Below are 26,952 nucleotides of genomic sequence, written 5' to 3' on the forward strand. Positions count from 1 at the left end.
CAATGCCAGTCCTGGGACTGGCATTGAGTTTGGGAATTCAGGCTCCCCGACAGAGCCGCTGTCGACTTAGCCCTTGAACCCGAAAGTTCAAGGTGGAAGAAGCAGTAGGCTTTAAGGCTTTCCGTCTAGCGGACATGCACACCAGCCCAACGTGCAACTTCCAGGGTAGTGCGAATCGGCTCAGGGACATCGCCGACTGGCAAACACGCCAGGGAGTGGGGCGAGTATACCTTAAACAGACTCGGCAATCAGCCCTTGGGTGCGTCGGAATCGGTGGAAAGCACCAGATCCACGCGCTCGAGCAGGTCACGCACTTGCTCGCGGGTCGAGCCGCTGGCCTGCACGTCAGGGCGTTCCTGCTTGTGCAGCAGATCGTGGGTGATATTCAGCGCGGCCATCACGGCGATGCGGTCGGCGCCGATCACTTTGCCGCTGCTGCGGATTTCACGCATCTTGCCGTCCAGGTAACGCGCAGCGCTCACCAGATTGCTGCGTTCTTCCTGGGGGCAGATGATCGAATATTCTTTGTCGAGGATCTGCACGGTAACGCTATTGCTTGAACTCATGAGTCTTGCTCCAGGGCCTTCAGGCGCGAAATCATCGATTCGACCTTACGCCGGGCGATTTCGTTTTTTTCAATGAGGTGAGCGCGTTCCTCGCGCCAGGTCTTTTCCTGAGCTAATAGGAGTCCGTTTTGACTCTTTAGTTGCTCGACCCGATCAATTAGCAGTTCGAGTCTGGCCATCAGCGCTTGCAGGTCGGTGTCTTCCATTGGGTTCCACTGGATTTGTCTGATGAATGGCAACTGCAGGATAAACGATCTGACGCCCTCGATAGTCTTGGTGCGTCTGCCGGTGCTAGGATACAGCGCTCCATTCTAGACATTGCGCCGTCTGGCGCCTAGCTCACCATGCCCATTCAGAATTCCCCGTACGACGCTTTTTCCAAACTGCTGAGCACCAGCGGTCACCCATGCTCGCCTGCCGAACTGCACGGCGTGCTGTTGGGCCGCAGCTGCACCGGCGTGGGCTTTGATGCCGACAACTGGTTGGCCGACGTGGCCGAGCTGCTCGAAACCGAACCCAACGAAAACGTGCGCAACGCGTTGATTGGCCTGCAAGAGATGGTCAAGGGCGAGCTGACCGGTGACGACGTCACCGTAGTTCTGCTGCTGCCGACCGACGACGCCCCACTCACCGAGCGTGCTGCTGCCCTGGGCCAGTGGTGCCAGGGTTTCCTCCACGGTTTCGGCGTGAACGCCGGTGGCCTGGAGCTGAGCACCGACGCCAAGGAAGTGCTGCAGGACCTGGCAGCCATCTCCCAGGTGCAAGATGCTCTGGAAGAGTCCGAAGACGGCGAAGGCGACTACATGGAAGTGATGGAATACCTGCGCGTCGCGCCGTTGCTGCTGTTCACCGAGACCAAAAAGTCTGCTGAACCTGCTGCACCCAAGCCTTCGCTGCATTAAAAAAGGAACCCCATCTGCCCATGATTCATATCCCCAAAGCGGAATACACCCGTCGCCGCAAGGCGCTCATGGCGCAGATGGAACCCAACAGCATCGCGATCCTGCCGGCAGCCGCCGTGGCCATCCGCAACCGCGATGTCGAGCACGTGTACCGCCAGGACAGCGACTTCCAGTACCTGAGCGGTTTCCCCGAGCCCGAAGCAGTGATCGTGCTGATGCCCGGTCGCCAGCATGGCGAATACGTGTTGTTCTGCCGTGAGCGCAACGCTGAGCGCGAGCTGTGGGACGGCCTGCGCGCCGGCACTGAAGGCGCGATCCGCGACTTTGGCGCCGACGACGCATTCCCTATCACTGATATCGACGACATCCTGCCCGGCCTGATCGAAGGCCGCGACCGGGTATATTCGGCCATGGGCAGCAACGCCGAATTCGACCGGCATGTGATGGAGTGGATCAACGTGATCCGCTCCAAGGCGCACCTGGGCGCCCAGCCACCGAACGAATTCGTTGCCCTGGATCATCTGCTCCACGATATGCGCCTGTATAAATCGGCGGCAGAGGTGAGGGTGATGCGCGAAGCAGCGCGCATTTCCTGCGCGGCCCATGTGCGGGCGATGCAGGCCAGCCGTGCGGGTTTGCATGAGTTCAGCCTGGAGGCCGAGCTGGATTACGAGTTCCGCAAGGGCGGCGCGAAAATGCCGGCCTATGGCTCTATCGTCGCCGCCGGACGCAACAGCTGCATCCTGCATTACCAGCAGAATGACGCGTTGCTCAAGGATGGCGACCTGGTGCTGATCGACGCCGGTTGTGAGATCGACTGCTACGCCAGCGACATCACCCGCACCTGGCCGGTCAACGGCAAGTTTTCGCCCGAGCAAAAGGCGATCTACGAGATTGTGCTGGCCTCCCAGGAAGCCGCTTTCAAGCAGATCGCACCGAACAAGCATTGGAACCAGGCCCATGAGGCTACCGTGCAGGTCATCACCGCCGGCTTGGTGAAGTTGGGGTTGCTGCAAGGTGACGTTGACGAACTGATCGCCAGCGAAGCCTACCGCGCTTTCTACATGCACCGCGCCGGCCACTGGCTGGGCATGGATGTGCATGATGTGGGCGAGTACAAGGTCGGCGGTGAATGGCGTGTGCTGGAAGTCGGCATGGCCTTGACCGTGGAGCCGGGCATCTATATTTCCCCGGACAACCAGAACGTGGCAAAGAAATGGCGTGGCATTGGCGTACGCATCGAGGATGACGTGATAGTGACCAAGCAAGGCTGTGAAATCCTGACCGGCGCGGTGCCCAAGACCGTTGCCGAGATCGAAGCACTGATGGCGGCTGCCCGATGAGCCGGGTCAACCTGGCGATTATTGGTGGTGGCCTGGTGGGTGCCAGCCTGGCCCTGGCGTTGCAGGCCGGGGCCAAGGCACGTGGCTGGAAGATCGTGCTGATCGAACCCTTTGCCCCGGGCGACAGCTACCAGCCCAGTTACGATGCGCGTTCTTCGGCGCTGTCCTTTGGTGCCCGCCAGATTTATCAGCGTCTGGGCCTGTGGCAGGACATTGCCCGCCGCGCCGAACCGATCAAGCAGATCCACGTATCGGACCGCGGGCGTTTCTCTACCGCGCGCTTGTCCGCCATGGAAGAGGGCGTACCGGCTCTGGGCTATGTGGTGGAAAACGCCTGGCTGGGCCAATGCCTGTGGCAAGGCCTGGATAAAGACGTCGTCAGCTGGCGCTGCCCCGCGGAAGTCACGCGCATGGAGCCGCTGCCTGATGGCTATCGCCTGACCCTCAACGATGAAACCGTGCTGGAATGCGACCTCGCGGTGTTGGCCGACGGCGGCCGCTCCGGCCTGCGCGAGCAACTGGGCATTGGCGTGAAGACCCGGCCCTACAACCAGAGCGCACTGATCGCCAATATCACCCCGAGCGAAGCCCACAATGGCGAAGCGTTCGAGCGCTTTACCGATGAGGGGCCGATGGCCTTGTTGCCGCTGCCGGACAACCGCTGTGCGCTGGTCTGGACCCGCATCGGCATGGACGCCCAGCGCCTGGCCGACCTTGACGAGCGCAGCTTCCTGAGCGAGTTGCAGGGCGTATTCGGTTATCGCCTGGGCACCCTCAAGCAAGTGGGCGCCCGTCATCTGTACCCGCTGACCCTGGTGGAAGCTGAAGAGCAAGTGCGCTCGCATCTTGCGGTCCTCGGCAATGCCGCCCACAGCCTGCACCCGATTGCCGGGCAGGGGTTCAACCTGTCCCTGCGCGATGCCAATGCCTTGGCCGAAGCCTTGTTGGCCAGCCCGGCAGTGCCAGGTGACCTGGCGACGTTGCAAGGCTATCGGGATCGCCAGCGCCTGGACCAACAACTGACCGTAGGCTTTTCCGATCAGGTCACACGCTTGTTTGGCAGCGGCCAGCCGCTAATGGCGCTGGGCCGTAACCTGGGCTTGCTCGGCCTGGATCTGTTGCCGCCGGCCAAGCGCTGGTTCGCCCGCCAGGCCATGGGGCTGGGGGTGCGCTCCGATGTTTGAGCCGGCCCATCACTTTATTGGCGGCCTGTGCCGCACACGAGACAAGGCTTAAAGCATGGACATGCGCGCAGATGTGCTGATTGTCGGGGCCGGAATGGTCGGAAGCGCCCTGGCGCTGGCGTTGCAGGGCAGCGGCTTGCAGGTGCTGCTGCTCGACGGCAGCCCGCTAAGCGTCAAACCGTTTGAACCGCAGGCGGCGTTTGAGCCGCGGGTGAGCGCGTTGTCCGCTGCCAGCCAACGCATCCTCGAACGCCTGGGCGTGTGGGACGGCATCGTCGAGCGTCGCGCCAGCCCTTACGGCGAGATGCAGGTGTGGGACGGCAGCGGCACCGGACAGATCCACTTCTCGGCGGCCAGCGTGCATGCCGAGGTGCTCGGGCATATCGTCGAAAACCGCGTAGTGCAGGATGCCTTGCTGGAGCGCTTGCACGACTGCGACCTCGGCCTATTGGCCAATGCGCGCCTGGAACAGATGCGCCGCTCCGGCGATGACTGGCTGTTGACCCTGGCTGACGGGCGCAAGTTGCGTGCGCCGCTGGTGGTGGCCGCCGATGGCGCCAACTCCGCAGTACGCCGCCTGACCGGCACCCCGACCCGCGAGTGGGATTACCTGCATAACGCGATCGTCACCAGCGTGCGCAGCAGCCAGCCGCACCAGCGCACGGCCTGGCAACGCTTTACCGATACCGGCCCGCTGGCGTTCCTGCCGCTGGTACGGGATGGGCAGGAAGATTGGTGTTCGATTGTCTGGTCGACCACGCCGGCTGAATCCGAGCGCCTGATGGCCCTGGATGATGAACGCTTCTGCCGGGAGCTGGAGCGCGCCTTCGAAGGGCGCCTGGGCACTGTGATCAGCGCCGACCCGCGAGTTTGCGTGCCGTTACGCCAGCGCCATGCCAAACGCTACGTGGCCGAAGGCCTGGCACTGATCGGTGATGCTGCCCACGTTATTCACCCGTTGGCGGGGCAGGGCGTGAACCTGGGCTTTCTTGATGCGGCGGTATTGGCCGAGGTGTTGTTGGCGGCCACCGAGCGCGGCGAGCGCCTGGCAGATGTTAAGGTCCTGAGTCGTTACGAGCGGCGGCGCATGCCTCACAACCTGGCGTTGATGGCGGCAATGGAAGGCTTTGAGCGCTTGTTCCAGGCGGATCAACTGCCGCTGCGCTGGCTGCGTAATGCCGGCCTGAAAATCGTCGACCAGATGCCCGAAGCCAAGGCAGTGTTTGTGCGCCAGGCGCTAGGTTTGACTGGCGATCTACCAGAACTCGCTAAACCCTGATTGAAACACAGTCCCCTGTGGGAGGGGGCTTGCCCCCGATGAGGTCCTCAACCCTCGCGCATATTCGGGCTGTGCAACATCTGGTAACGCCTCCACCGAGCGTTACCAAATGTGAGTCCTTATCATTTGCCCTCAATTTGCAAATGAGAGACCGCACCCATGTTGGCACCCAAGCGCCTCCTGACTGCCCTGGCACTCACCCTGATCGGCAGCACCACCGTGCAGGCAGCCGACGAAGTCGTGGTCTACTCCTCGCGCATCGATGAGCTGATCAAGCCGGTATTCGATGCCTACACCAAGAAGACCGGGGTGCAGGTCAAGTTCATCACCGACAAGGAAGCGCCGCTGATGCAGCGCATCAAGGCCGAGGGCGAGAACGCCACCGCCGATCTGCTGCTCACCGTCGACGCCGGCAACCTCTGGCAGGCCGAGCAAATGGGCATCCTGCAACCGTTCACTTCCGCTGTGATCGACAAGAATATCCCGTTGCAATATCGCTCATCGGCCCACGCCTGGACCGGCTTGAGCCTGCGTGCGCGCACTATCGCCTATTCCACCGAGCGGGTGAAACCGGGCGAACTGACCACCTACGAAGCCCTGGCAGACAAGCAATGGGAAGGCCGCCTGTGCCTGCGTACCGCGAAAAAAGTCTACAACCAGTCACTGACCGCCACGTTGATCGAAACCCATGGCGCGGCCAAGACCGAAGAGATCGTCAAGGGCTGGGTCAACAACCTGTCCACCGACGTGTTCTCCGATGACATCGCCGTGCTGGAAGCCATCAATGCCGGACAGTGCGACGTGGGTATCGTCAACACCTACTACTACGGCCGCCTGCACAAGCAGAAGCCGGATCTGGCGGTGAAACTGTTCTGGCCGAACCAGGGCGACCGTGGCGTGCATGTGAACCTGTCGGGCATCGGCCTGACCAGGCACGCGCCGCACCCGCAAGCAGCCAAGGCGCTGGTGGAGTGGATGACCACGCCTGAGGCGCAGAAAATCTTTGCCGACGTGAACCAGGAGTTCCCGGCCAACCCGGCGGTACCGCCATCGGCGGAAGTGGCGAGCTGGGGCAAGTTCGTGGCCGATACCTTACCGGTAGAAGTGGCGGGCAAGCGCCAGGCTGAAGCCATTCGCCTGATGGATCGCGCTGGCTGGAACTGAATGTGTAAATTGCCACAGATCTAAATGTGGGAGGGGGCTTGCCCCCGATAGCGGGGTATCAGTCTAATCATCATTGACTGGCACTCCGCTATCGGGAGCAAGCCCCCTCCCACATTGTTTTGTGTCTCCCCTTTAGATAACCCGTTCACAGAGAGTTTGCTCTTGGCCCACCCCGCCCAACGCCGCTGGTACCTGCCGGTCTTCACCGTCGCCGCCCTGGTGCTGCTGCCGCTGAGCGTGCTGCTGCTGTCCTGGCAAAGCATCGACCACCAGATCTGGTCCCACCTCTGGGACACCCAGATGCCGCGCTTGCTGGGCAACACCCTGACCCTGGTACTCGGCGTCGGTATTGGTGTGACGCTGCTGGGCGTCAGCCTGGCCTGGTTGACCAGCCTCTGCGAATTCCCCGGGCGACGTTGGCTCGATTGGGCGCTGATGCTGCCCTTTGCGATCCCGGCTTATGTGCTGGCCTTCGTGTTCGTCGGTCTGCTGGACTTTGCAGGGCCCGTGCAAACCCTGCTGCGCGAATGGTTCGGCAATGGGCTGCGCTTGCCGCGAGTGCGCTCCACCAGCGGCGTGATCATCGTGTTGGTGCTGGTGTTCTATCCCTACGTTTACCTGCTGGCACGTTCTGCGTTTCTGGCCCAGGGCAAGGGTTTGATGGAAGCGGCGCGGGTATTGGGGCAATCGCCATGGCAAGCATTCTGGCGCGTGGCGTTGCCGATGGCGCGACCAGCGATTGGTGCCGGTGTGGCCCTGGCGTTGATGGAGACCCTGGCAGATTTCGGCGCCGTCTCGGTGTTCAATTTCGATACCTTCACCACGGCTATCTACAAAACCTGGTATGGCTTTTTCAGCCTTTCCAGCGCCGCGCAACTGGCCAGCCTGTTGCTGCTGGTTGTGATGTTGGTGCTGTATGGCGAGCGGCGCGCGCGTGGAGCCAGCCGACCGAGCAATGAGCGGCCACGCGGCAAGGCGTTGTACCACCTGCACGGGTTCAAGGCCGTGGCGGCCAGCGCCTGGTGCGGCCTGGTATTTGCCTGTGCGTTTGTGATCCCGATGCTGCAACTGGTGGCCTGGTTCTGGCAGCGCGGGCGCTTCGACCTGGATGAGCGCTATACGGGCCTGATCGTCCACACCCTCTACCTGGGTGGTATTGCCGCGCTGATTACCGTCAGCGTGGCGATGATCCTGGCCTTTGCCAACCGCCTGGCGCCGACCCGGGCGATTCGCTCCGGTATCAGCCTGGCCAATGTCGGTTATGCCTTGCCGGGCTCGGTGCTGGCGGTGTCGATCATGTTGGCGTTCAGCTACCTGGACCGCGAGCTGGTGGTGCCACTGTCCGGCTGGCTGGGCGGTGCGGGCAGGCCCTTGCTGTTGGGCAGCCTGTCGGCATTGGTGCTGGCTTACCTGGTACGGTTCCTGGCAGTGGCCTACGGGCCTTTGGAAAACAGCCTGGCGCGCATTCGTCCGTCATTGCCCGAAGCTGCACGCAGCCTTGGGGTGAGCGGTCCACGACTGTTTTGCAAAGTGTATCTGCCGTTGTTGTTGCCCGGCACCCTGAGCGCGGCGCTGCTGGTGTTCGTGGATGTACTCAAGGAAATGCCCGCGACATTGCTGATGCGCCCGTTTGGCTGGGACACGCTGGCGGTACGGATCTTCGAGATGACCAGTGAAGGTGAATGGGCGCGGGCTTCTTTGCCGGCGTTGACCCTGGTGCTGGTCGGGTTGTTGCCGGTCATCGGGCTGATCCGTCGCTCTGCTCGGCAAATCGGTTAGGTGCCAGTCCTACGGCATGAGGCTACAATGCGCGGCATTCGGTGCGCTCCGTCTTTCGGATCGACCTGCTGTATGTGGCTGCGGGCCTTGTAAATCAAGGTGTTCGGCACAAGTGGCAGCTCTGCGCACCTTCGCCAAGCCCGGAAGGAGAAACCCATGGGACAGCGTACGCCTTTGTATGACCTGCATCTCGCCCTCGGCGCGAAAATGGTCGATTTTGGCGGTTGGGATATGCCTTTGCATTACGGCTCGCAGGTTGAAGAACACCATCAGGTGCGGCGCGACTGTGGGGTGTTCGATGTATCTCATATGACCGTAATCGATGTCACCGGCCCTCAGGCCAAGGAATGGCTTCAGCACCTGCTGGCCAATGACGTCGATCGATTGCACGGCTGCGGCCGTGCGCTGTACAGCGCCATGCTCAACGAGCAAGGCGGAGTGGTGGACGATATGATCGTCTACCGAACCGAAACCGGGTACCGGCTGGTGGTCAATGCCGCCACCCGCGATCAGGATATGGCCTGGATGCAGGCGCAACTGGGCGCTTACCAGGTGCAGCTGCATGAGCGGTCCGAATTGGCCATGCTTGCCATCCAAGGGCCTCATGCCCGGCATAAGATCGCCGAACTGGTGACTCAGTCCCGTGGCATCCTGATCCACCAGCTCAAGCCGTTCGAAGGCCATGCCGACGGCGACTGGTTTATCGCCCGTACCGGCTACACCGGCGAAGACGGCCTGGAAATTGTCCTGCCCGCCGACCAGGCACCGGGTTTTTTCAACGATCTGGTGGGGGCGGGCATTTCACCTATCGGCCTCGGCGCCCGCGATACCTTGCGCCTGGAGGCCGGCATGAACCTGTACGGCCAGGATATCCATCAGCAGGTATCGCCCCTGGCGGCCAATATGGCCTGGAGCATTGCCTGGGAACCTGCCGGGCGCAATTTTATCGGTCGTGCCGCGCTGGAAGCGGAAAAGGCGGCCGGTGTGCAGTTCAAATTGGTCGGGCTGGTGCTGGAAGAGCGTGGAGTTTTACGCGCTCACCAGGTGGTTCGTATCGCCAATGTTGGCGAAGGAGAGATCACCAGTGGTAGTTTCTCGCCTACGCTAAGCAAATCCATTGCTCTGGCGCGCGTACCGGCGGCGACTGCCGACCGGGCCGAAGTGGAAATCCGCGGCAAGTGGTACCCGGTTCGAGTGGTCAAGCCGACCTTCGTGCGCCATGGTAAAACCTTGATCTAACTATTTTCCGGCAGGCCAATGGCCGCTGACATTTCTTCTTGAGGACACAGACTATGAGCAATATCCCTGCCGACCTGCGTTTTGCCGAAAGTCACGAATGGGCCCGTCTGGAAGCTGATGGCACCGTGACTGTCGGCATCTCCGACCATGCACAGGAAGCTTTGGGTGATGTGGTGTTTGTTGAGCTGACTGAAGTGGGCAAGGTGTTTGCCGCTCAAGATCAGGCGGGTGTGGTGGAGTCGGTCAAAGCAGCTTCGGATATCTACTCGCCGATTGCCGGCGAAGTGATTGCTGTCAACGAAGAGCTGAGTGGCAGCCCTGAGCTGCTGAACTCTGACCCTTATGGCGCCTGGATCTTCAAGCTCAAGCCAAGCGACAAGGCTGAACTGGACAAACTGCTGGATGCCGCCGGCTACAAAGCCGCCATCGGCGACTAAACGCAATAGCTGCAACAGCACACATCAATGTGGGAGCTGGCTTGCCTGCGATTGGATCACCCGTGTATCACCGATACACCGAGGTGCCTGCATCGCAGGCAAGCCAGCTCCCACAGTTGATTGGGGTGTGCCTGCTGGTTGTGTTCAGTCTTTCTTCAGTACCGCTTTAACCGCCGCTACAGCCCGCTCCACATCCGCCTCTGTCATTGCCGTGAACATCGGCAACGACACGATCAAACGCCCAACACGCTCCGCCACCGGGAACATGCCTTCCTTGAAACCCTGTGCCCGATACAGGCTCAGCAAGTGGATCGGCGGGTAGTGATAGCCAATGCCAACGCCGTGGGCCTGCATCTGCTCCATGAACGTTGCGCGAGCAGGCAAGCCGTCCTGGCGCTCCGGCAACACCAGTTGGAACAGGTGCCAGTTGCTGTTCTCGAAATCCGCCGGCGGCAGTTGCGCGCCATATTTCTCTTCGAAGTCACTGCCAAAGCACTGGAAGTAGTGGCGTGCCAGGTGCTGGCGGTGGGCCGTGATCTTCTCGATATGCGCAAACTGCCCCAGGCCAATGGCGGCGGCGATGTCGGTCATATTGAACTTGCCGCCCAGGACATCCACATCCAGGCCATCGAAACCGGTGCGGGTCACGCCCTGCAGGCGATACTTCTCTGCCAGGCGAGCCTCCTCGGCGTTGTTCAACACCAGGCAGCCACCCTCGGATGAGGTGATGTTCTTGTTCGCCTGAAAGCTGAACGACACGAAGTCGCCGGTTGCACCGATGCGTTCCCCGTCCCAGCTGGAGCCCAAGGCTTGCGCGGCGTCTTCGACGATACGCAGGTTGTACTTGTTGGCCAGCGCGTAAAGCATCGGCATGTCCAGGGGCAAGCCCGCCAGGTAGACCGGGATGATCGCTTTGGTACGTGGGGTGATTGCCGCCTCAACCTGGGCCAGGTCAATGTTGCGGGTAATCGGGTCGATATCGGCGAACACTGGAGTAGCGCCGACTTCGAGGATGACGTTGGCGGTGGCCACCCAGGAAATCGGTGTCGTGATGACTTCATCCCCAGGCCCGATACCGGCGATGCGCAAGGCGATCTCCATGGTGCAGGTGCCCGAGTTGAAGGTGCGCACCGGCCTCCCGCCAAAGTATTCCGACAACTGCGCCTCGAACGCCTGCACTTTTGGCCCGCTGGTGATCCAGCCGGAACGCAGGACATCGCCGACTGCCGAAATGGTGGCTTCATCAATGGTCGGTTTGGAAAACGGCAGGAAAGGCTGTTGGCTCATGACGAAGAAGGCATCCGTTCAAGATAGGCGATGAATGTTAAACGTGTCAGTAACGCATGGTTGCACGGCAAGACTGAATATAGCCTGTCGCTTATGAACGATTCGTCATAGGGCAGGCAAAAAAATGCCGCTTGAAAAAGCGGCATTTTTTATCGGTGCGGCTGTTACTCGGTTACAGCATTCTTCGCCAGGATGGCGTTAGCCAGTTCCATGTCCGTGGCCTGAAGGCCAGGGTTGTCGGCGCGGACCTTCTGCATGGCCGCTTCCAGGTACGGGCCGCGGATGCCGCCGTCGCTGGCGACGAAGCTGCCCGCGTCGTCCTGGGCGGCGACTACCAGCTTGTGGTCCTTGAATGTCAGGTAAGTCGAGCCAGTGGTGGCGCCCGACGAGATGACATTACGCCAAAAGCTATCGGCCATGGCTGAGCCGACAGGTAGGGAAAGCACAGCGAGGGTTGCGACAGCATATTTAAGACGCATGATGGGTGACTCCGGTGGGTTATCTGTACGTTTTGATTGTAGTTAAGTCGATCCAGTTCCATCACTGACTAAACAGTTTCAACCTCTAAAATCACCCCATCCTGGCCAACCACGCGTACTTGAGCGCCTGCTGGGGCATCGGCACCGGTGACCATCCACACGCCATCGCCGACTTTAATCTTGCCCCGGCCATCCACAATCGCCTGATGCACCATGAAGGTGCGCCCGATCAATTCGGAGCCGCGCTCGTTCAACCCCGGTTGATCGCTGACCTTGGCGCTGCTGCGTTGGCGCTTCCACCAATACACGGCCGTCAGGATCGACAGCATGGCGAACAGCAGCAGTTGCCACTCCAGCCCGAGTGGCGGGACCAGGAACTTGATCACCCCCACTGCGGCCGCGGCGATACCCATCCACAGCAGGTAACCGCCGGCGCCGAACACCTCAAGAATCAACAGCACGGTGCCCAGCGCCAACCAGTCCCAGAACGACAAATGCAGCAAAAAGTCCCACATGGTGTTGGCCTCAGCCTTTCTGGTTGCCAAAAGTTGCCTTGACGATTTCGCCGATACCGCCCACGGCGCCAATCACCTGGCTGGCTTCCAGCGGCATCAGGATGACCTTGCTGTTGTTGGCCGACGCCAGCTTGCCCAAGGCATCGATGTATTTTTGCGCGACGAAGTAGTTGACCGCCTGCACATTGCCCGACGCGATGGCTTCGGACACCACTTGTGTCGCTCGAGCTTCGGCTTCGGCCTGACGCTCACGTGCTTCGGACTCCAGGAACGCGGCCTGGCGGCTACCTTCGGCTTCAAGGATCTGCGCCTGCTTCTTGCCTTCGGCCGTCAGGATCGCCGACGCACGCAGGCCCTCGGCTTCGAGGATCTGTGCACGCTTGATTCGCTCGGCTTTCATCTGGCCGGACATGGCGGCCATCAGGTCGGCGGGTGGGCTGATATCTTTGATCTCGATACGGGTGATCTTGATGCCCCACGGCGCAGTGGCTTCGTCCACGGTGCGCAGCAGCTTCTCGTTGATGCCATCACGCTGGCTGAGCATGGCATCAAGCTCCATGGAGCCCAGGACGGTACGGATATTGGTTTGCAGCAGATTGCGGATTGCGTGTTCGAGGTTGTTGACCTCGTAGGCCGCCTGGGCGGTGTTGACCACCTGGAAGAAGCACACGGCATCGATCTGCACGGTGGCGTTGTCGGCAGTGATGACTTCCTGGGGCGGAATGTCCAGCACGCTTTCCATCACGTTGATCTTGCGACCGATGCGGTCCATGACCGGGATGATGATGTTCAGGCCGGGCTTGAGGGTGTTGGTGTAGCGGCCGAAACGTTCGACCGTCCATTGGTAGCCCTGGGGCACCACTTTGAAACCCATGAACAGGATGGCGATGGCCAAGCCCACAAAAAGAAGCAGTACGGTTCCGATCTGCATAGCGATTCCTTATCTGAAGATGTCAGTGAACGACGTTGGGCCGATTGTAGCGGTCTGGTCACCGATAAGGACGGTTTCACGGCCCAACAAATAAAGGATTTGTTTCTGAATCCCCAGGCGTGACCCGTAATATTTCCGTCATCGTGGTCACGCCGGCGTTCACTTTATCGATGCCGGCCATGCGCAAGCTGTTCATGCCCTGCGCGAGCGCCTCACGGCGTAGCGCCTGTATGTCCGTACCGGGAGTCACCAGCGCCTTGAGCGCTGGGTCCAACGGCATGATTTCATACAGCCCGGCTCGGCCTCGATAACCGCTGTCACGGCATTCCACACAACCGACGGCCTCGTAGCAGCCTATGTTCTCCACACCCGTCACACGCTTGCAGTGGGTGCACAAAACCCTCACCAGACGCTGCGCCATGACGCCTATGAGTGTGGCCTTGATCAAATAGTGAGCAATGCCAAGCTCCTGCAGTCGGCTGATGGCGCTGGGCGCATCGTTGGTATGCAGGGTCGAGAACACCAGGTGCCCGGTCAGTGCGGCCTGTATGGCCATCTCGGCGGTTTCCCGGTCACGGATTTCACCGATCATGATGATGTCCGGGTCCTGGCGCAGCAGGGCGCGGACGCCGCTGGCAAAGGTGAGGTCGATATTGTGTTGGACCTGCATTTGATTGAACGCCGGCTCGACCATTTCAATCGGGTCTTCTACCGTGCACAGGTTGACCTCTCGGGTCGCCAGTTGCTTGAGGGTGGTGTAGAGGGTGCTGGTCTTGCCCGAGCCGGTCGGGCCTGTGACCAGGATGATGCCATTGGCTTGCCGAGTCATGGCGTGCCAGCGCTGCTGATCGGCGCTCGACAAGCCCAGCTGGTCGAAGTCCTTGAGCAGCACCTGAGGGTCAAAAATCCGCATCACCAGCTTTTCGCCAAACGCGGTCGGCAGGGTCGAAAGGCGCAATTCCACTTCCGCGCCTGCCGGGTTCCTGGTCTTGACGCGACCATCCTGGGGTTTGCGTTTCTCGGCCACATTCATTCGCCCAAGACTTTTCAAGCGGCTGACCACTGCGGTGGTGACCTGAGGCGGAAATTGATAGACGTCATGCAACAGCCCGTCGATGCGAAAACGCACCCGGCCCTGATCGCGACAGGGTTCGATATGAATATCGCTGGCCCGTTGGGCAAAGGCGTATTGCAACAGCCAGTCGACGATATTGACGATATGCGCGTCATTGGCATCGGGCTCCTTGTCGCTGGCGCCGAGGCTGAGCAGTTCGACGTTGCCGGGTATCGCCATTTTCTGATCGGCGCCGCTGACTGACTTGGCCAAGCGGTAAAACTCGTGGAGGCAGCGCTGGATATCGCGGGGGTTGGCCACCACGCGCTTGATGGTGCGTTTGAGCACTTGAGCGAGCCCGGCTTCCCAGGCGCTGATGTACGGCTGGGCGCTGGCGATCGTGACGCTTTGGGCATCCACGGCGACCGCAAGAATGCCGTGGCGCTGGGCGAAGGCATGGGACATCAACGGCACCACGCTCGCCACGTCGATCTTCAACGGGTCGATGCGCAGGTAAGGCTGACCTGCATGTTGTGCCAGCCATTGGGTCAGGGTCTCAAGACAAGGGCCTTGGGCTGCGATGCATTCCAGGGGATGTTGAGTGCAAGATGCTGCCTGAATGCTATGGGCCGCCTGTGCGGTAATCAGCCCTTGCTCGATCAATGCCGGCAATAATTGTTGCAGTTCCAAGGGGTGGTCGAGGGAGGCGGCGGTCATGCAGGTTTCCTGGGCGGTTTGGGGTGTAATCCCAGACTAGTCAGCCGCTGGAAATCCTCGTTCCCAGGTGTATTGCAGGTTTTTACCGCGCCGTCGCCGCCAGTGCCTGAGGCCGCTCGGCATCAGCCGGCCACAACTCCAGGTCGCAGACACTGATCAGGTTTCGAATCTTTTCACCGATGACTTGGGCACGGTGCCAGCTAAGGCCGTCGATCACGATATCGATATTCAGCAGGTCGGCGTCCTGGCTCATATTGACGTGGGCTGGCGTCAGGAACTGCAGCGCAAAGTAGTTCAGCACCCGGCACAGCACGTCGGGCTCAGCCTCGGCGACGATCCGATAGTGCGCCTGGCAGTGGGCGCTGTTGACGGCCCACGCATCGACGCGGGTGACAGGGTGGGCGGTTTCGACGGCGTGCATACTGACTCTCCAAAATCGACTGGAGGAATTTTCACATTCGCCTAGGGAGATTTCTTATCTAAGATGAGCCCTATTGGCGCATTATCGAATCAATCAATTCAAAAAATACACATCCACAGGTATTTCTATGCACAGCGAGTTGGACGTCTACGATCGCCGCATTCTGGCCCTGCTGCAAGAGGACGCCTCGCTCTCCAGCGCACAGATCGCCGAGCAGGTCGGCCTGTCGCAGTCTCCGTGCTGGCGACGCATTCAGCGGCTCAAGGAAGAGGGCGTGATCCGGGGCCAGGTCACCCTCTTGGACCGCAAGAAAATCGGGCTCAACACGCAGATTTTCGCCGAGATCAAACTCAACGCTCACGGCCGCTCCAACTTCACTGAGTTCACCGAAGCGATTCGCGGATTTGCGGAGGTGCTGGAGTGTTATGTGCTGATGGGGTCGGTGGATTTTCTGCTGCGCATCGTCACTTCGGACATCGAGGCGTATGAGCGGTTTTTCTTCGAGAAGTTATCGATGGTGCCGGGGATCCAGGAGGTCAACTCCATCGTGGCGTTGTCGGAGATCAAGTCCACTACCAGCCTGCCAGTATTGCGCTGACAGGGCGGGCCTCATCGGGAGCAAGCCCCCTCCCACACAATGTGGGAGGGGGCTTGCTCCCGATGCGATTTTACAGGCGCAGGAGGGTCTTCCAGGCCCGGTTCTGATACACCGCAATCGCCTGGTGCATACGCGCATCCAGCGATTCATCGGTGATCGGCTGGTTAGCCAACTGCGCCAGCTTGTTCAGCTCGCCGTACAAACGGTCCAGTTCCGCAATGTCTACCACATGGCGCGCATGGTGCAGCCAGGCCTGGATGCGTTCGATGCGCGGCAGTTGCTCGGCGAGGTCTTCGGGCTGTTGCTGGTAGCGCGGCAGTTGCAGGGCGACGGCGTCGTCGGCCAGCAGGCGTGGCAGCCAGTTGGTGATTTGCGCAGCACCCTGGCGGTTGCCGCGCACGTTGCGCTCGGCGGTCCAGGTACGGTCCAGCAGCCAGCGCGAGGTATTCAGTGAGAACAGGCCCCAGCGTACATCTTGCAATTCTTCGATGAACTGCTCCGGTGCGGCTTTGCGAATGTCTTCATCGTCGTCACCGGCCTGGACCAGCGGGCGCCAGTCTTCCAGCAGTGCATCCAGGGCGCTGCGCAGTTCGCTGGTGGATTGGCGCGGCGCGGCCTGGCCGAGGCTGCCGATCAGCGCGCGCAACTCACCCAGGTTCTCGACCCAGTCCTGCAGCAAGCGCCAGTGGCCGTTGAAACGGTATTGCTCGGCCAGGCGCTGGCTACTGCCCAACAGGTGCCACATGATTGCAGCGAAAGCATCATCCAAAGGCATTTCGGCGTGGATCTGCGGTGCCGGCAGGCTCAATGAGTAGCTGCTCGCGTCATACAGGCGATAGCCGCGCTCGGCTTTGCTGATGTCACAGGGCATCAGCGCCAGGGTCGCAGCCAGTTCGGCGGCCAGCTCCAGCAGGGCGGCGGGTTCGCCTTCGCGCAATTCCAGTTCCAGCTCGCAGATTTCTTCCTTCTGCTTGCCAACCACCACATGGCCCAGGTCCAGGGCGGCTTCGATCACCACCTTGGCCTTGCCACGGCCCCAGGCGATTTCGGCGCGTTCACGCACGAAGTCGGTGGTGAAGATCGGCTTGAGGGTCTTTTTGTCCAACTCGGCCAGTTGCTCGGGCCAGCACTCGCCGTCGAGTTTCTTCACATCGAGCTTGGCTTTGGGCAGGTCCCAGTTGTACTCGTTGCGCTCCGACAAGCCGGCAACGCTTTGGCCACGGGTCTTGAGGGTCTGAATGATGTCGTCACCGTCCTTGCGCAGGCGCAGGGCGACCTTGGCCTGCGCCAGGTCGCGCTCGGGGGTGTCGAAGTACTGATTCATCAACTCACGGCGTTCCCAGCCACTTTTGTTGCGTTTTTTCAGTAGCGGGTGCTCACGTAGCGCGGCGAGTGTTTCGCGGCTGACGCGGAGCTTGATTTCGGTTTCTTTCTGCATGGCCGGAAAATCCAGGATCGGGAGCGCAGCCGGGGAAAAGTGTGGCTGCCAAGGTCGTGCAGTGTACAGGACTGAGCCCGGCAACGTGCCGCAACGGTTTATTGTGTTGGGCAGATGCCTCTATAGTGAGGTTCATCCGGGAAGTTGGGAGACCGCGCATGCCGTTACCGTCCATGAAAGAGCAGTTCGCCGCCTTGATCGCCGCGCCGTCGGTGAGTTGCACCCAAGCGTCTCTCGACCAGACCAACCGCCCGGTGATCGATCTGCTCGCCGCGTGGCTGGGCGACCTGGGTTTCGCTATTGACATCCAGCAAGTCAGCCCTGGCAAGTTCAACCTGCTCGCCAGTTTCGGCAGCGGCCCCGGTGGCTTGGTGTTGGCGGGCCATAGCGATACGGTTCCTTATGATGCGGCACTGTGGAAGACCGATCCGCTCAAGCTGACGGAAGTCGATGGTCGTTGGGTGGGGCTGGGCAGTTGCGACATGAAAGGATTTTTTGCCCTGGCCATTGAAGCGGTGTTGCCGTTGCTCGACCAGCCGTTCAAGCAGCCGCTGCTGATCCTCGCCACCTGTGACGAGGAAAGCTCCATGTCCGGCGCGCGTGCGCTGGCCGAGGCGGGGAGGCCGCTGGGACGGGCGGCGGTGATCGGTGAGCCAACTGGGCTCAAGCCGATCCGCCTGCACAAAGGCGTGATGATGGAGCGCATCGACATCCTCGGCCGCAGCGGCCACTCGTCGGACCCAAGCCTGGGCCACAGCGCCCTCGAAGCCATGCACGATGCCATCGGCGAACTGCGCGGCCTGCGCCTGGCCTGGCAGCGTGAGTATCGCAATGCGCAATTCAGCGTGCCGCAGCCGACCATGAATTTCGGCTGTATCCACGGCGGCGACAATCCTAATCGCATCTGCGGCCAGTGCTCCCTGGAGTTCGACCTGCGACCCTTGCCGGGCATGGACCCCGAGGTGCTGCGTGCGGCGATCCGACAGAAGCTCGAACCCTTGGCCGAGCGTCATAAGGTCAAGATCGACTACGCGCCGCTATTCCCCGAAGTGCCGCCTTTCGAGCAGCCCGAAGACACCGAGTTGGTGCGGGTGGCGGAACGGTTGACCGGTCATCGTGCTGAAGCAGTAGCGTTCGGCACCGAAGCGCCTTATCTTCAGCGCCTTGGTTGTGAAACCCTGGTGCTTGGCCCCGGCGACATCGCCTGCGCCCACCAGCCGGGCGAGTACCTCGAAATGTCACGCTTGACGCCTACAGTGCGTCTATTGCGGGAATTGATCGAACATTACTGCCTGAAACCTGCATAAATTAACCTTTGCCCATTCGTACATAAGGAGAGCGAGCGTGTCGCCAAGCCTGTTCCGACGATAACCATCAGCCCGCTGTGCGTTTTTGCGACTCATCCTTTTTCGGCTGCTTTTTATTACAGGCCCAGGTGTTATGCCCGAATACGTTAATTGGCTTCGTCACGCTTCGCCCTATATCAATGCCCACCGCGACTGCACCTTTGTGGTCATGCTGCCTGGCGACGGTGTGGAACATCCCAACTTCGGCAATATCGTCCACGACCTGGTGCTGCTCCACAGCCTGGGCGTGCGGCTGGTGCTGGTGCACGGTTCGCGTCCGCAGATTGAAACCCGCCTTGAAGCACGCGGCCTGACCCCGGCTTACCACGAAGGCTTGCGCATCACCGATGCGGCGACGCTGGAGTGCGTGATCGACGCTGTCGGCCATCTGCGTATCGCCATCGAAGCGCGCCTGTCCATGGACATGGCCTCGTCGCCCATGCAGGGCTCGCGCCTGCGCGTGGCCAGCGGCAACCTGGTGACGGCGCGCCCGATTGGCGTGCTTGAGGGCGTTGACTATCACCACACCGGCGAAGTACGCCGGGTCGACCGCAAAGGCATCAACCGCCTGCTGGACGAGCGCTCTATCGTGCTGTTGTCGCCGTTGGGCTACTCGCCTACCGGTGAAATCTTCAACCTGGCCTGCGAAGATGTCGCCACCCGTGCCGCCATCGACCTGGGTGCCGACAAATTGCTGCTGTTCGGTGCCGATCCCGGCCTGATCGATGAGAACGGCCGTCTGGTACGTGAATTGCGCCCGCAGCAAGTGCCTGCGCACCTGCAACGCCTGGGCAGCAACTATCAGGCCGAGCTGCTCGACGCCGCTGCCGAAGCCTGTCGGGGTGGAGTAGGGCGCAGCCATATCGTCAGCTACGCCGAAGACGGCGCCTTGCTCACCGAGCTGTTTACCCGTGACGGCGGCGGTACGCTGGTGGCCCAGGAGCAATTCGAACTGGTGCGCGAAGCGGCGATCGAAGACGTCGGCGGTTTGCTGGACCTGATCAGCCCGCTGGAAGAGCAGGGCATTCTGGTGCGTCGTTCGCGGGAAGTGCTGGAGCGGGAAATCGAACAGTTCAGCGTGGTCGAGCGCGAAGGCATGATCATCGCGTGCGCAGCGCTGTATCAGATTGCGGATTCGGATGCGGGCGAGCTCGCGTGCCTGGCGGTTAACCCGGAGTACCGCCACGGCGCGCGCGGCGATGTGTTGCTCGAACGCATCCAGACCCGTGCACGTGCGCAGGGGTTGAAGACCTTGTTCGTGCTCACCACGCGCACGGCCCACTGGTTCCGTGAGCGCGGTTTTGTGCCGAGCAGCGTGGACCGCCTGCCGTCGGCGCGTGCGTCGCTGTACAACTATCAGCGCAACTCCAAGATCTTTGAAAAGGCCCTGTAAAAGAGTACGGCTCTGTGTGGGAGCTGGCTTGCCTGCGATAGCAGCGCCTCGGTTTATCTGAACGACCGAGTTGCTGGCATCGCAGGCAAGCCAGCTCCCACCGAAGACTGTATTTATTGTGTGATGAATTTGTCGGTCACATAGGCCGAATAGTCCGGCAACACCGTCTCCACCTTGCCTTGCTCTTTCAAGAACTTCGCCGTCTCCCCAATCGCCTTCGCCGTGCCGCCCTTGAGCAGCGCTTCGGTCTGTTGTGCCTGCGCATCGGGAAACGTCGTGCCCGCCAGCAACTCTGGAATATCGTCGGCATTGGAGCCTGTCAATTTGGCGATCTTCTGCACCGGTTCCGAATCCACCGTCCAACTGTCTTTATGCGCGGCATAGTCGGCGAATGAATCGAGGGTGACCTTGGCAAACCTGGCCACTACCTCAGGATGTTTTTCGGCGAAATCCTTGCGTGCTACCCACACTTCAAACGTCGGTGCGCCCCATTGGCCCACCTGCGCCGCATCGGTCAGGGTTTTGCCGGTCTTGCGGATTTCGCCAAGGGCCGGTGACCACACGAATGCGCCGTCGATATCGCCGCGCTTCCAGGCGGCGGCGATTTCGGCCGGTTGCAGGTTCACCACTTTGACTTGCTTAGTGTCCAGCCCCCAATGCTTCAGGGCGCCGAGCAGGCTGTAATGGGAGGTTGAGACGAAGGGTGTGGCGATGGTTTTGCCGATCAGGTCTTCGGGTTTGTCGATGCCACTGCCATTACGCACTACCAGGGCTTCAGAAGCGTTGATCTGTGCCGATACGATAAACGCGACGATGGGTAGATTGCGCGAAGCGGCTGCGGCGAGGGGGCTGGAACCGAGGTTGCCGATTTGTACATCACCCGAGGCAATGGCCGTGACCACCTCCGGGCCACTGTTGAACCGGTGCCAGGCGATTTTCTCACCAATGGTTTTTTCGTAGAGGCCGTCAGCCTGGGGGACTTTGCTGGGATCGATGCCGGTCTGGTAGCCGACCGTCAAATCGGCCGCGCTGACACCAAAAGAAAGTAATACCGATACAAAAACTGTAACAAATTGACGGGAGGATGTGCGTTTGGCCATGATGGCGTCGCCTTTTTGATCGTGAGTGACGTATGCAACCATACGGTCACACTAATCGATCTAAAAAAGCACTGGTAAATACCCTTTAGGAATTAGCTTATGGAGCGGTTCGTGTCACTCGACCCACCCGCTTCACGCATCCGCTTATTCCCGAATCGTATGAAAAAGAATGAAACAATTCTTTTTGGGTGTATGAAAAACTCATTACCCTGCAGGGACCAAATCAACTGCGATTAGACGAAGGTAGTAGACACACAAGGTTACGATTGACTTGCTAGTCACTATCTGGCGCTAATCGCGCATCTGTGGATCCAGGGCGTCAGACCCGGGGCCAAAGAAATACAAAAATTAGAAACGAGAGGAGCGGTACATGAAGAAGTCCACCTTGGCTGTGGCTGTAGCTTTGGGCGCAATCGCCCAGCAAGCAGGCGCCGCCGGTTTCATCGAAGACAGCAAGGCCACACTGGGCCTGCGTAACTTCTACATCAACACCGACAACCGTGAAGGTGCTGGTGCGAACAAGAACGAAGAGTGGGGCCAAGGCTTCGATCTGCGTTTCATCTCCGGTTACACCCAAGGCACCGTCGGCTTCGGTCTTGACGCTATCGGCCTGCTGGGTGTTCGCCTGGATTCCGGTGGCGGCACCAACGGCGCGACCGCCAGCTCGTATGGCGGCACCATCTTCCCGAGCAAGTCCAATGGCGAAGCCGTTGATAACTACTCCAGCCTGGGCCTGACCGCCAAAGCGAAGATCTCCCAGACCGAACTGAAGCTGGGTACCTTGCAGCCCAAGCTGCCGGTCATCGTCACCAACGATGGTCGTATGCTGCCGCAGACCTTCCAGGGTGGCCAGATCACCTCCAGCGACATCAAGGACCTGACCCTGGTTGCCGGCCAGATCGAAAAAGCCAAGGGCCGTAACTCCAGCAACAACGAAAGCCTGTCCATCTCCGGCGCCAACAGCCGTGGCGTGAACTGGCGTTCGAGCAACAAGTTCTACTACGCCGGTGGTGACTACAAGATCACCAAGGACCTGACCGCCCAGTACTACTACGGCAACCTGGAAGATTTCTACAAGCAACACTTCCTGGGCCTGACCCACAACTGGGCTATCGGCCCTGGCGTGCTGAAGTCTGATCTGCGTTACTTCAACAGCTCCGACGACGGTAACAACGGCAACCAGTCTGCCTACTTCTCCACAGGCAACTACGGTGGCGTCAACTCCGGTCGTGGCAAAGTCGACAACAACCTGTACAGCGGCCTGTTCCTGTACTCGGTTGCCGGCCACACCTTCGGTGGCGGTTACCAGGTCAGCAACGGCAGCAGCGACTTCCCTTGGTTGAACCAGGGTGACGGCTCGTCGGCTTACATCACCACCGACATGCAGATCCAGAAGTTCGCCCGTGCCGGCGAGCGCACTTGGCAAGCTCGCTACTCCTACGACTTCGCCAAGGTGGGCGTACCTGGCCTGACCGCTGGTGTGGTTTACCTGAAGGGTGATCATATCGACACCGTTGCCAGCAACCGTGCCGAGTTCACCGGCCAGTCCGAGTGGGAACGTGACATCACTGTTGCCTACGTCGTACCGGAAGGTCCGCTGAAAAACGTCGGCGTGGCGTGGAAAAACGCTATGTGGCGCAGCGACATCGCCAACGCACGTAACCAGGACGAAAACCGCCTGATCGTCAGCTACTCGATCCCGCTGTTGTAAGACTGTAAAGCCTTGCCCGGCGCAATGCCGGGCAAGGTGTACTGCTTTCAAGTCGGGCTCAACCCCCGCAAGCCCTTCCTGAAACCCTCTTTACTACAGCGACTCAAGGCCTTCTCGAACCTTGAAAACAATGTTGATCTTCGCCTGCGCCCAAGTCCAATGAACACATTTTTAATATTCCTTTATCGTCTAGATAAATCGATATTTATTCTTTTTAAATAACTCCAAATCCATGCACAGTGGGCTCCATAAGCACTCATCAGGAGCCGCACCATGAGCCTAAGACTGGGCGACATCGCCCCCGACTTCGAACAGGATTCCAGCGCCGGCAAGATTCGCTTCCACGAATGGCTGGGCGACAGCTGGGGTGTGTTGTTTTCCCACCCGGCAGACTTCACCCCGGTGTGCACCACCGAGCTGGGCTTCACCGCCAAGCTCAAGGACGAATTCGCAAAACGTGGCGTCAAGGCCATCGCCCTGTCGGTAGACCCGGTGGACTCGCATCACAAGTGGATCGAAGACATCAATGAGACCCAGAACACCGTGGTCAACTTCCCGATCCTGGCCGACGCCGACCGCAAGGTCTCGGACCTCTACGACCTGATCCACCCCAACGCCAGTGACACCCTCACCGTGCGCTCTTTGTTCGTGATCGACCCGAACAAGAAGATCCGTCTGACCATCACCTACCCAGCCAGCACCGGGCGCAACTTCCATGAAATCCTGCGGGTGATCGACTCGCTGCAACTGACCGACAACCACAAGGTCGCCACGCCCGCCAACTGGCAGGATGGGGATGAGGTAGTGATCGTGCCGTCGCTCAAGGACGAGGAAGAGATCAAGAAGCGCTTTCCAAAGGGCTACCGCGCGGTGAAGCCGTACCTGCGCCTCACCCCACAACCCAACCGCTGACACAGATCCCATGTGGGAGGGGGCTTGCTCCCGATGGCGGTCTGTCAGTTACCAAATACTTACCTGACCCACCGCTATCGGGAGCAAGCCCCCTCCCACATGTTAAGTGCATTTTCAAAGTAAGCATGCAGGGGTTTTCAGGCCGTTTTCACGGCCTTTTTTTTCGCCTGGCGATTGATAAACGGCTTATGTATTTATGGAATAAACAAATGAATAAATAAGATTTATAGATATATAAATCTACTGATATGGTCTGTTCCATCTTGGCGCCATCGCCGTACAGCGAACCGCCGACACTTGCTCAAGGAATCTCCTGCATGCTGGTCGTAACACTTGGAGGCAGTCCCAGCCAGCGTTCGCGCTCCGGGGTGTTGCTGGATAAAACCCGTCAATGGCTGCAACAGCAGGGCGTGGAAGTGGTGAGTTACCAGATACGCGACTTCCCGGCAGAAGACTTGCTGCACGCACGGTTCGACAGCCCCAAGGTCATCGACCTGTTGCAACAGGTGGCCAATGCCGACGGCCTGGTGATCGCCACGCCGGTGTACAAGGCGTCGTTTTCCGGCGCGCTGAAAACCGTGTTGGACCTTCTGCCCGAACGCGCCCTGGCCCATAAGGTGGTATTACCGATTGCAACCGGCGGCAGCATCGCCCACATGCTGGCGGTGGACTATGCCTTGAAACCGGTGTTGTCGGCCCTGAAAGCCCAGGAATTGCTCCACGGCATTTTCGCCGAAGACAGCCAGATCGCCTATGGCGAAGGCAGCGTCCAGGCGCAACTGGTGCCGGTACTTGAACGACGCTTGCACGAAGCCCTGGAGCAGCTCTATAGCGCCATGGCGCGTCGCCCGAAACCGCTGGATCCGGACGTGTTGAATGAACGTTTGTTGAGTGCTCGCTGGAGCATCTGAGCCTTACCCCCGAATCGAGAAACACTCACCTTACTCAGCCGCCAACGGCCAAGCAGGTGCAGCCAAAACCCTAATCGCAACTGTGGAGAGAGCGCCATGCGCACTGTCATCTTGCGTCGTGGTCTGGTCGCACTGTTTGCTGCGGCTGTGTCCTTCGGCGCCATTGTTCAAACCCAAGCCGCCGAGACCCTGCGGATCGGTTATCAGAAGTACGGCACCCTGGTGCTGCTCAAGGCCAAGGGCACGCTGGAAAAACGCCTGGCCGCCCAGGGCGTGCAGGTGCAGTGGACCGAGTTCCCCGGCGGCCCGCAGTTGCTTGAGGGCCTGAACGTCGGCTCCATCGACTTCGGCGTCACCGGTGAAACGCCACCGGTGTTTGCCCAGGCGGCCGGCGCCGACTTGCTTTACGTCGCCTACGAACCGCCCGCGCCTACCAGTGAAGCGATCCTGGTGCCCAAAGACTCACCGATCAAATCGGTCGCCGAGCTCAAAGGCAAAAAGGTTGTGCTCAACAAAGGCTCCAACGTGCATTACCTGCTGGTGCGAGCCCTGGAAGATGCCGGCCTCAACTACACCGACGTGAAAACCGTATTCCTGCCACCTGCCGATGCCCGTGCCGCCTTCGAGCGCGGCAGTGTGGATGCCTGGGTGATCTGGGACCCGTACCAGGCCGCCGCCGAGAAACAACTGCAAGCCCGTACCCTGCGTGACGGCACCGGCATTGCCGACAACCATCAGTTCTACCTGGCCACCAAACCCTACGCCGAGCAACACCCTGAAGTGATCAGGGCGCTGGTGGAAGAAGTGCGCGCGGTGGGCGAGTGGTCCAAGGCCAACCCGCAGGAAGTCACCGAACAAGTCGCACCGCTGCTGGGCCTGCCCGCCGACATCACCCTGACCTCGGTGAAACGCCAGGGCTACGGTGCGCTGTTCCTGACCCCGGAAGTGGTCGCGGCCCAGCAGAAAATCGCCGACAGCTTCTACCAGCTCAAACTGATCCCCAAACCCTTGAGCATCAAGGACGTGATCTGGACGCCACCCGCCGCGGTTGCCAAAGCGCCGTAATCCGATTCCTTCAGGAGACAACTCCATGAGCCTCAATATTTTCTGGTTCCTGCCTACCCACGGCGACGGCCATTACCTTGGCACCGCCGAAGGCGCCCGCGCCGTCGATCACGGTTATTTGCAACAAGTGGCCCAGGCCGCTGACCGCCTGGGTTTCGGCGGGGTGTTGATCCCTACCGGTCGCTCCTGCGAAGACTCGTGGCTGGTGGCTGCCTCACTGATTCCAGTGACCCAGCGTTTGAAATTCCTGGTTGCTCTGCGCCCCGGGATCATTTCCCCGACGGTGGCCGCACGCCAGGCCGCCACCCTGGACCGGTTGTCCGGTGGTCGTGCGTTATTCAACCTGGTAACTGGCGGTGACCCGGAAGAGTTGGCTGGCGATGGCTTGTTCCTCAGCCACGAAGAACGCTATCAGGCATCGGTGGAGTTCACGCGCATCTGGCGCCGCGTGCTCGAAGGCGAAACCGTGGACTACGACGGCGAGCACATCAGCGTCAAAGGCGCCAAGCTGCTCTACCCACCAGTCCAGCAACCGCGCCCGCCGCTGTACTTCGGCGGTTCCTCCGAAGCGGCCCAGGACCTGGCGGCCGAGCAGGTGGAAATGGTCCTGACCTGGGGCGAGCCGCCGGCTGCTGTTGCGGAAAAAATCGCCCAGGTTCGCGCCAAGGCCGAGAAACTCGGGCGTACCCTGCGCTTCGGCATTCGCCTGCATGTGATTGTGCGCGAGACCAACGAAGAGGCCTGGAAAGCCGCCGACAAACTCATCTCCCATCTGGACGACGACACCATTGCCCGCGCCCAGGCGTCGCTGGCGCGTTTTGACTCGGTTGGCCAGCAACGCATGGCCGCTTTGCATGGCGGCAGCCGTAACAACCTGGAGGTCAGCCCCAACCTGTGGGCCGGCGTCGGCCTGGTACGTGGCGGAGCAGGCACGGCGCTGGTCGGCGATGGCCCGACGGTTGCGGCGCGGGTCAAGGAATACGCGGACCTGGGTATCGACACCTTTATCTTCTCCGGTTATCCACACCTGGAAGAGTCGTATCGAGTCGCCGAACTGTTGTTTCCGCATCTGGATATCGAACGTCCCGAGTTGCCGAAAAGCGCCGGTTACGTCAGCCCGTTTGGCGAGATGGTCGCCAACGACATCCTTCCCAAAGCTGCGTCACAGAGTTGAGGCGCCG

At 60.4% G+C, this 26,952-nt stretch carries 26 protein-coding genes and 1 other RNA gene; 16 read left to right on the forward strand and 11 right to left on the reverse strand.

Annotated features, from left to right (window positions below):
* Window positions 1-39: 39 nt before the first annotated feature.
* The 3 genes from ssrS to E4P01_RS05015 all read right to left on the reverse strand — a co-directional run bounded on the left by ssrS (window position 40) and on the right by E4P01_RS05015 (window position 772).
* Window positions 40-218: non-coding RNA, 6S RNA (gene ssrS, locus E4P01_RS05005), on the reverse strand.
* A gap of 30 nt (window positions 219-248) precedes the next feature.
* A complete protein-coding gene (locus tag E4P01_RS05010) occupies window positions 249-566 on the reverse strand; it encodes a cell division protein ZapA (protein ID WP_005792389.1) in 318 nt (105 codons plus the stop codon).
* The gene (locus tag E4P01_RS05015) at window positions 563-772 is read right to left on the reverse strand and encodes a TIGR02449 family protein (RefSeq protein WP_003177365.1); all 210 of its coding nucleotides are present in this window, start codon (window positions 770-772) and stop codon (window positions 563-565) included. The genes E4P01_RS05010 and E4P01_RS05015 overlap by 4 nt, the downstream gene beginning before the upstream one ends.
* 138 nt (window positions 773-910) lie before the next feature.
* On the opposite strand from E4P01_RS05015, the gene E4P01_RS05020 reads away from it, so the two are divergent.
* The 8 genes from E4P01_RS05020 to gcvH all read left to right on the forward strand — a co-directional run bounded on the left by E4P01_RS05020 (window position 911) and on the right by gcvH (window position 9,893).
* The gene (locus E4P01_RS05020; RefSeq protein WP_216090456.1) at window positions 911-1,468 is read left to right on the forward strand and encodes a YecA family protein; all 558 of its coding nucleotides are present in this window, start codon (window positions 911-913) and stop codon (window positions 1,466-1,468) included.
* Between the two features lie 20 nt (window positions 1,469-1,488).
* Window positions 1,489-2,811: a Xaa-Pro aminopeptidase gene (gene pepP, locus E4P01_RS05025; RefSeq protein ID WP_032878828.1), complete on the forward strand. Its 1,323-nt coding sequence runs from the start codon at window positions 1,489-1,491 to the stop codon at window positions 2,809-2,811.
* A complete protein-coding gene (gene ubiH / locus E4P01_RS05030; protein WP_216090455.1) occupies window positions 2,808-3,995 on the forward strand; it encodes a 2-octaprenyl-6-methoxyphenyl hydroxylase in 1,188 nt (395 codons plus the stop codon). Before pepP ends, ubiH begins: the two co-directional genes overlap by 4 nt.
* 61 nt (window positions 3,996-4,056) lie before the next feature.
* Window positions 4,057-5,274 carry a 2-octaprenyl-3-methyl-6-methoxy-1,4-benzoquinol hydroxylase gene (locus tag E4P01_RS05035; protein WP_177464456.1) on the forward strand — a complete coding sequence of 406 codons (1,218 nt, stop codon included), beginning with the start codon at window positions 4,057-4,059 and terminating at the stop codon, window positions 5,272-5,274.
* A gap of 159 nt (window positions 5,275-5,433) precedes the next feature.
* A complete protein-coding gene (locus tag E4P01_RS05040) occupies window positions 5,434-6,438 on the forward strand; it encodes an extracellular solute-binding protein (RefSeq protein WP_032878835.1) in 1,005 nt (334 codons plus the stop codon).
* 162 nt (window positions 6,439-6,600) lie between these two features.
* Window positions 6,601-8,217 (forward strand): iron ABC transporter permease, encoded by a 1,617-nt coding sequence (locus E4P01_RS05045; RefSeq protein WP_078822594.1) that lies wholly within the window; start codon window positions 6,601-6,603, stop codon window positions 8,215-8,217.
* Between the two features lie 156 nt (window positions 8,218-8,373).
* Complete coding sequence (gene gcvT / locus E4P01_RS05050; protein ID WP_032878838.1) at window positions 8,374-9,456, forward strand: glycine cleavage system aminomethyltransferase GcvT; 1,083 nt, start codon at window positions 8,374-8,376, stop codon at window positions 9,454-9,456.
* 53 nt (window positions 9,457-9,509) lie between these two features.
* A complete protein-coding gene (gene gcvH / locus E4P01_RS05055; RefSeq protein WP_032878840.1) occupies window positions 9,510-9,893 on the forward strand; it encodes a glycine cleavage system protein GcvH in 384 nt (127 codons plus the stop codon).
* Window positions 9,894-10,037: 144 nt separating this feature from the next.
* On the opposite strand, the gene E4P01_RS05060 is transcribed toward gcvH, so the two are convergent.
* The 6 genes from E4P01_RS05060 to E4P01_RS05085 all read right to left on the reverse strand — a co-directional run bounded on the left by E4P01_RS05060 (window position 10,038) and on the right by E4P01_RS05085 (window position 15,297).
* The gene (locus E4P01_RS05060) at window positions 10,038-11,180 is read right to left on the reverse strand and encodes a DegT/DnrJ/EryC1/StrS aminotransferase family protein (RefSeq protein WP_032878841.1); all 1,143 of its coding nucleotides are present in this window, start codon (window positions 11,178-11,180) and stop codon (window positions 10,038-10,040) included.
* A gap of 164 nt (window positions 11,181-11,344) precedes the next feature.
* The gene (locus E4P01_RS05065) at window positions 11,345-11,659 is read right to left on the reverse strand and encodes a DUF2388 domain-containing protein (RefSeq protein ID WP_003176799.1); all 315 of its coding nucleotides are present in this window, start codon (window positions 11,657-11,659) and stop codon (window positions 11,345-11,347) included.
* A gap of 68 nt (window positions 11,660-11,727) precedes the next feature.
* Window positions 11,728-12,174 carry an NfeD family protein gene (locus tag E4P01_RS05070; protein WP_005792377.1) on the reverse strand — a complete coding sequence of 149 codons (447 nt, stop codon included), beginning with the start codon at window positions 12,172-12,174 and terminating at the stop codon, window positions 11,728-11,730.
* Window positions 12,175-12,184: 10 nt separating this feature from the next.
* The gene (locus E4P01_RS05075; RefSeq protein ID WP_003195285.1) at window positions 12,185-13,105 is read right to left on the reverse strand and encodes an SPFH domain-containing protein; all 921 of its coding nucleotides are present in this window, start codon (window positions 13,103-13,105) and stop codon (window positions 12,185-12,187) included.
* 76 nt (window positions 13,106-13,181) lie between these two features.
* Window positions 13,182-14,876, reverse strand: a complete 1,695-nt coding sequence (locus E4P01_RS05080; RefSeq protein WP_216090454.1) for a GspE/PulE family protein — start codon at window positions 14,874-14,876, stop codon at window positions 13,182-13,184.
* An 82-nt stretch (window positions 14,877-14,958) separates the two neighbouring features.
* The gene (locus tag E4P01_RS05085; protein ID WP_216090453.1) at window positions 14,959-15,297 is read right to left on the reverse strand and encodes a hypothetical protein; all 339 of its coding nucleotides are present in this window, start codon (window positions 15,295-15,297) and stop codon (window positions 14,959-14,961) included.
* Window positions 15,298-15,424: 127 nt separating this feature from the next.
* Between E4P01_RS05085 and E4P01_RS05090 the strand changes: the two genes are divergently transcribed.
* Window positions 15,425-15,895, forward strand: a complete 471-nt coding sequence (locus E4P01_RS05090; protein WP_005792372.1) for an Lrp/AsnC family transcriptional regulator — start codon at window positions 15,425-15,427, stop codon at window positions 15,893-15,895.
* A gap of 70 nt (window positions 15,896-15,965) precedes the next feature.
* On the opposite strand, the gene E4P01_RS05095 is transcribed toward E4P01_RS05090, so the two are convergent.
* On the reverse strand, window positions 15,966-17,333 hold the full coding sequence (locus tag E4P01_RS05095; RefSeq protein ID WP_078822592.1) for a CYTH domain-containing protein: 1,368 nt from the start codon (window positions 17,331-17,333) through the stop codon (window positions 15,966-15,968).
* A gap of 158 nt (window positions 17,334-17,491) precedes the next feature.
* On the opposite strand from E4P01_RS05095, the gene argE reads away from it, so the two are divergent.
* A complete protein-coding gene (argE, locus tag E4P01_RS05100; RefSeq protein ID WP_005792369.1) occupies window positions 17,492-18,640 on the forward strand; it encodes an acetylornithine deacetylase in 1,149 nt (382 codons plus the stop codon).
* Window positions 18,641-18,773: 133 nt separating this feature from the next.
* Complete coding sequence (gene argA / locus E4P01_RS05105) at window positions 18,774-20,072, forward strand: amino-acid N-acetyltransferase (RefSeq protein WP_005792368.1); 1,299 nt, start codon at window positions 18,774-18,776, stop codon at window positions 20,070-20,072.
* Window positions 20,073-20,185: 113 nt separating this feature from the next.
* Here argA and tauA read toward each other — a convergent pair whose 3' ends face one another.
* Complete coding sequence (tauA, locus tag E4P01_RS05110; RefSeq protein WP_216090452.1) at window positions 20,186-21,172, reverse strand: taurine ABC transporter substrate-binding protein; 987 nt, start codon at window positions 21,170-21,172, stop codon at window positions 20,186-20,188.
* A 370-nt stretch (window positions 21,173-21,542) separates the two neighbouring features.
* Here tauA and E4P01_RS05115 point away from each other — a divergent pair, with 370 nt between their 5' ends.
* From E4P01_RS05115 to ssuD, 5 genes are all read left to right on the forward strand, one after another.
* Complete coding sequence (locus E4P01_RS05115; RefSeq protein WP_032878849.1) at window positions 21,543-22,883, forward strand: OprD family porin; 1,341 nt, start codon at window positions 21,543-21,545, stop codon at window positions 22,881-22,883.
* 273 nt (window positions 22,884-23,156) lie between these two features.
* Entirely contained in the window at window positions 23,157-23,795 is a 639-nt protein-coding gene (locus E4P01_RS05120; RefSeq protein ID WP_003195267.1) for a peroxiredoxin, read from the forward strand.
* A gap of 317 nt (window positions 23,796-24,112) precedes the next feature.
* Window positions 24,113-24,706, forward strand: coding sequence for an NADPH-dependent FMN reductase (ssuE, locus tag E4P01_RS05125; RefSeq protein ID WP_078822590.1), 594 nt, complete (start codon window positions 24,113-24,115; stop codon window positions 24,704-24,706).
* Window positions 24,707-24,802: 96 nt separating this feature from the next.
* Window positions 24,803-25,771, forward strand: a complete 969-nt coding sequence (locus tag E4P01_RS05130; RefSeq protein WP_216090451.1) for a sulfonate ABC transporter substrate-binding protein — start codon at window positions 24,803-24,805, stop codon at window positions 25,769-25,771.
* Window positions 25,772-25,796: 25 nt separating this feature from the next.
* Window positions 25,797-26,945: an FMNH2-dependent alkanesulfonate monooxygenase gene (gene ssuD, locus E4P01_RS05135; RefSeq protein WP_216090450.1), complete on the forward strand. Its 1,149-nt coding sequence runs from the start codon at window positions 25,797-25,799 to the stop codon at window positions 26,943-26,945.
* The last annotated feature ends 7 nt before the right edge of the window (window positions 26,946-26,952 follow it).

Source organism: Pseudomonas sp. NCIMB 10586, assembly GCF_023127895.1.
GTDB lineage: Bacteria > Pseudomonadota > Gammaproteobacteria > Pseudomonadales > Pseudomonadaceae > Aquipseudomonas > Aquipseudomonas synxantha_A.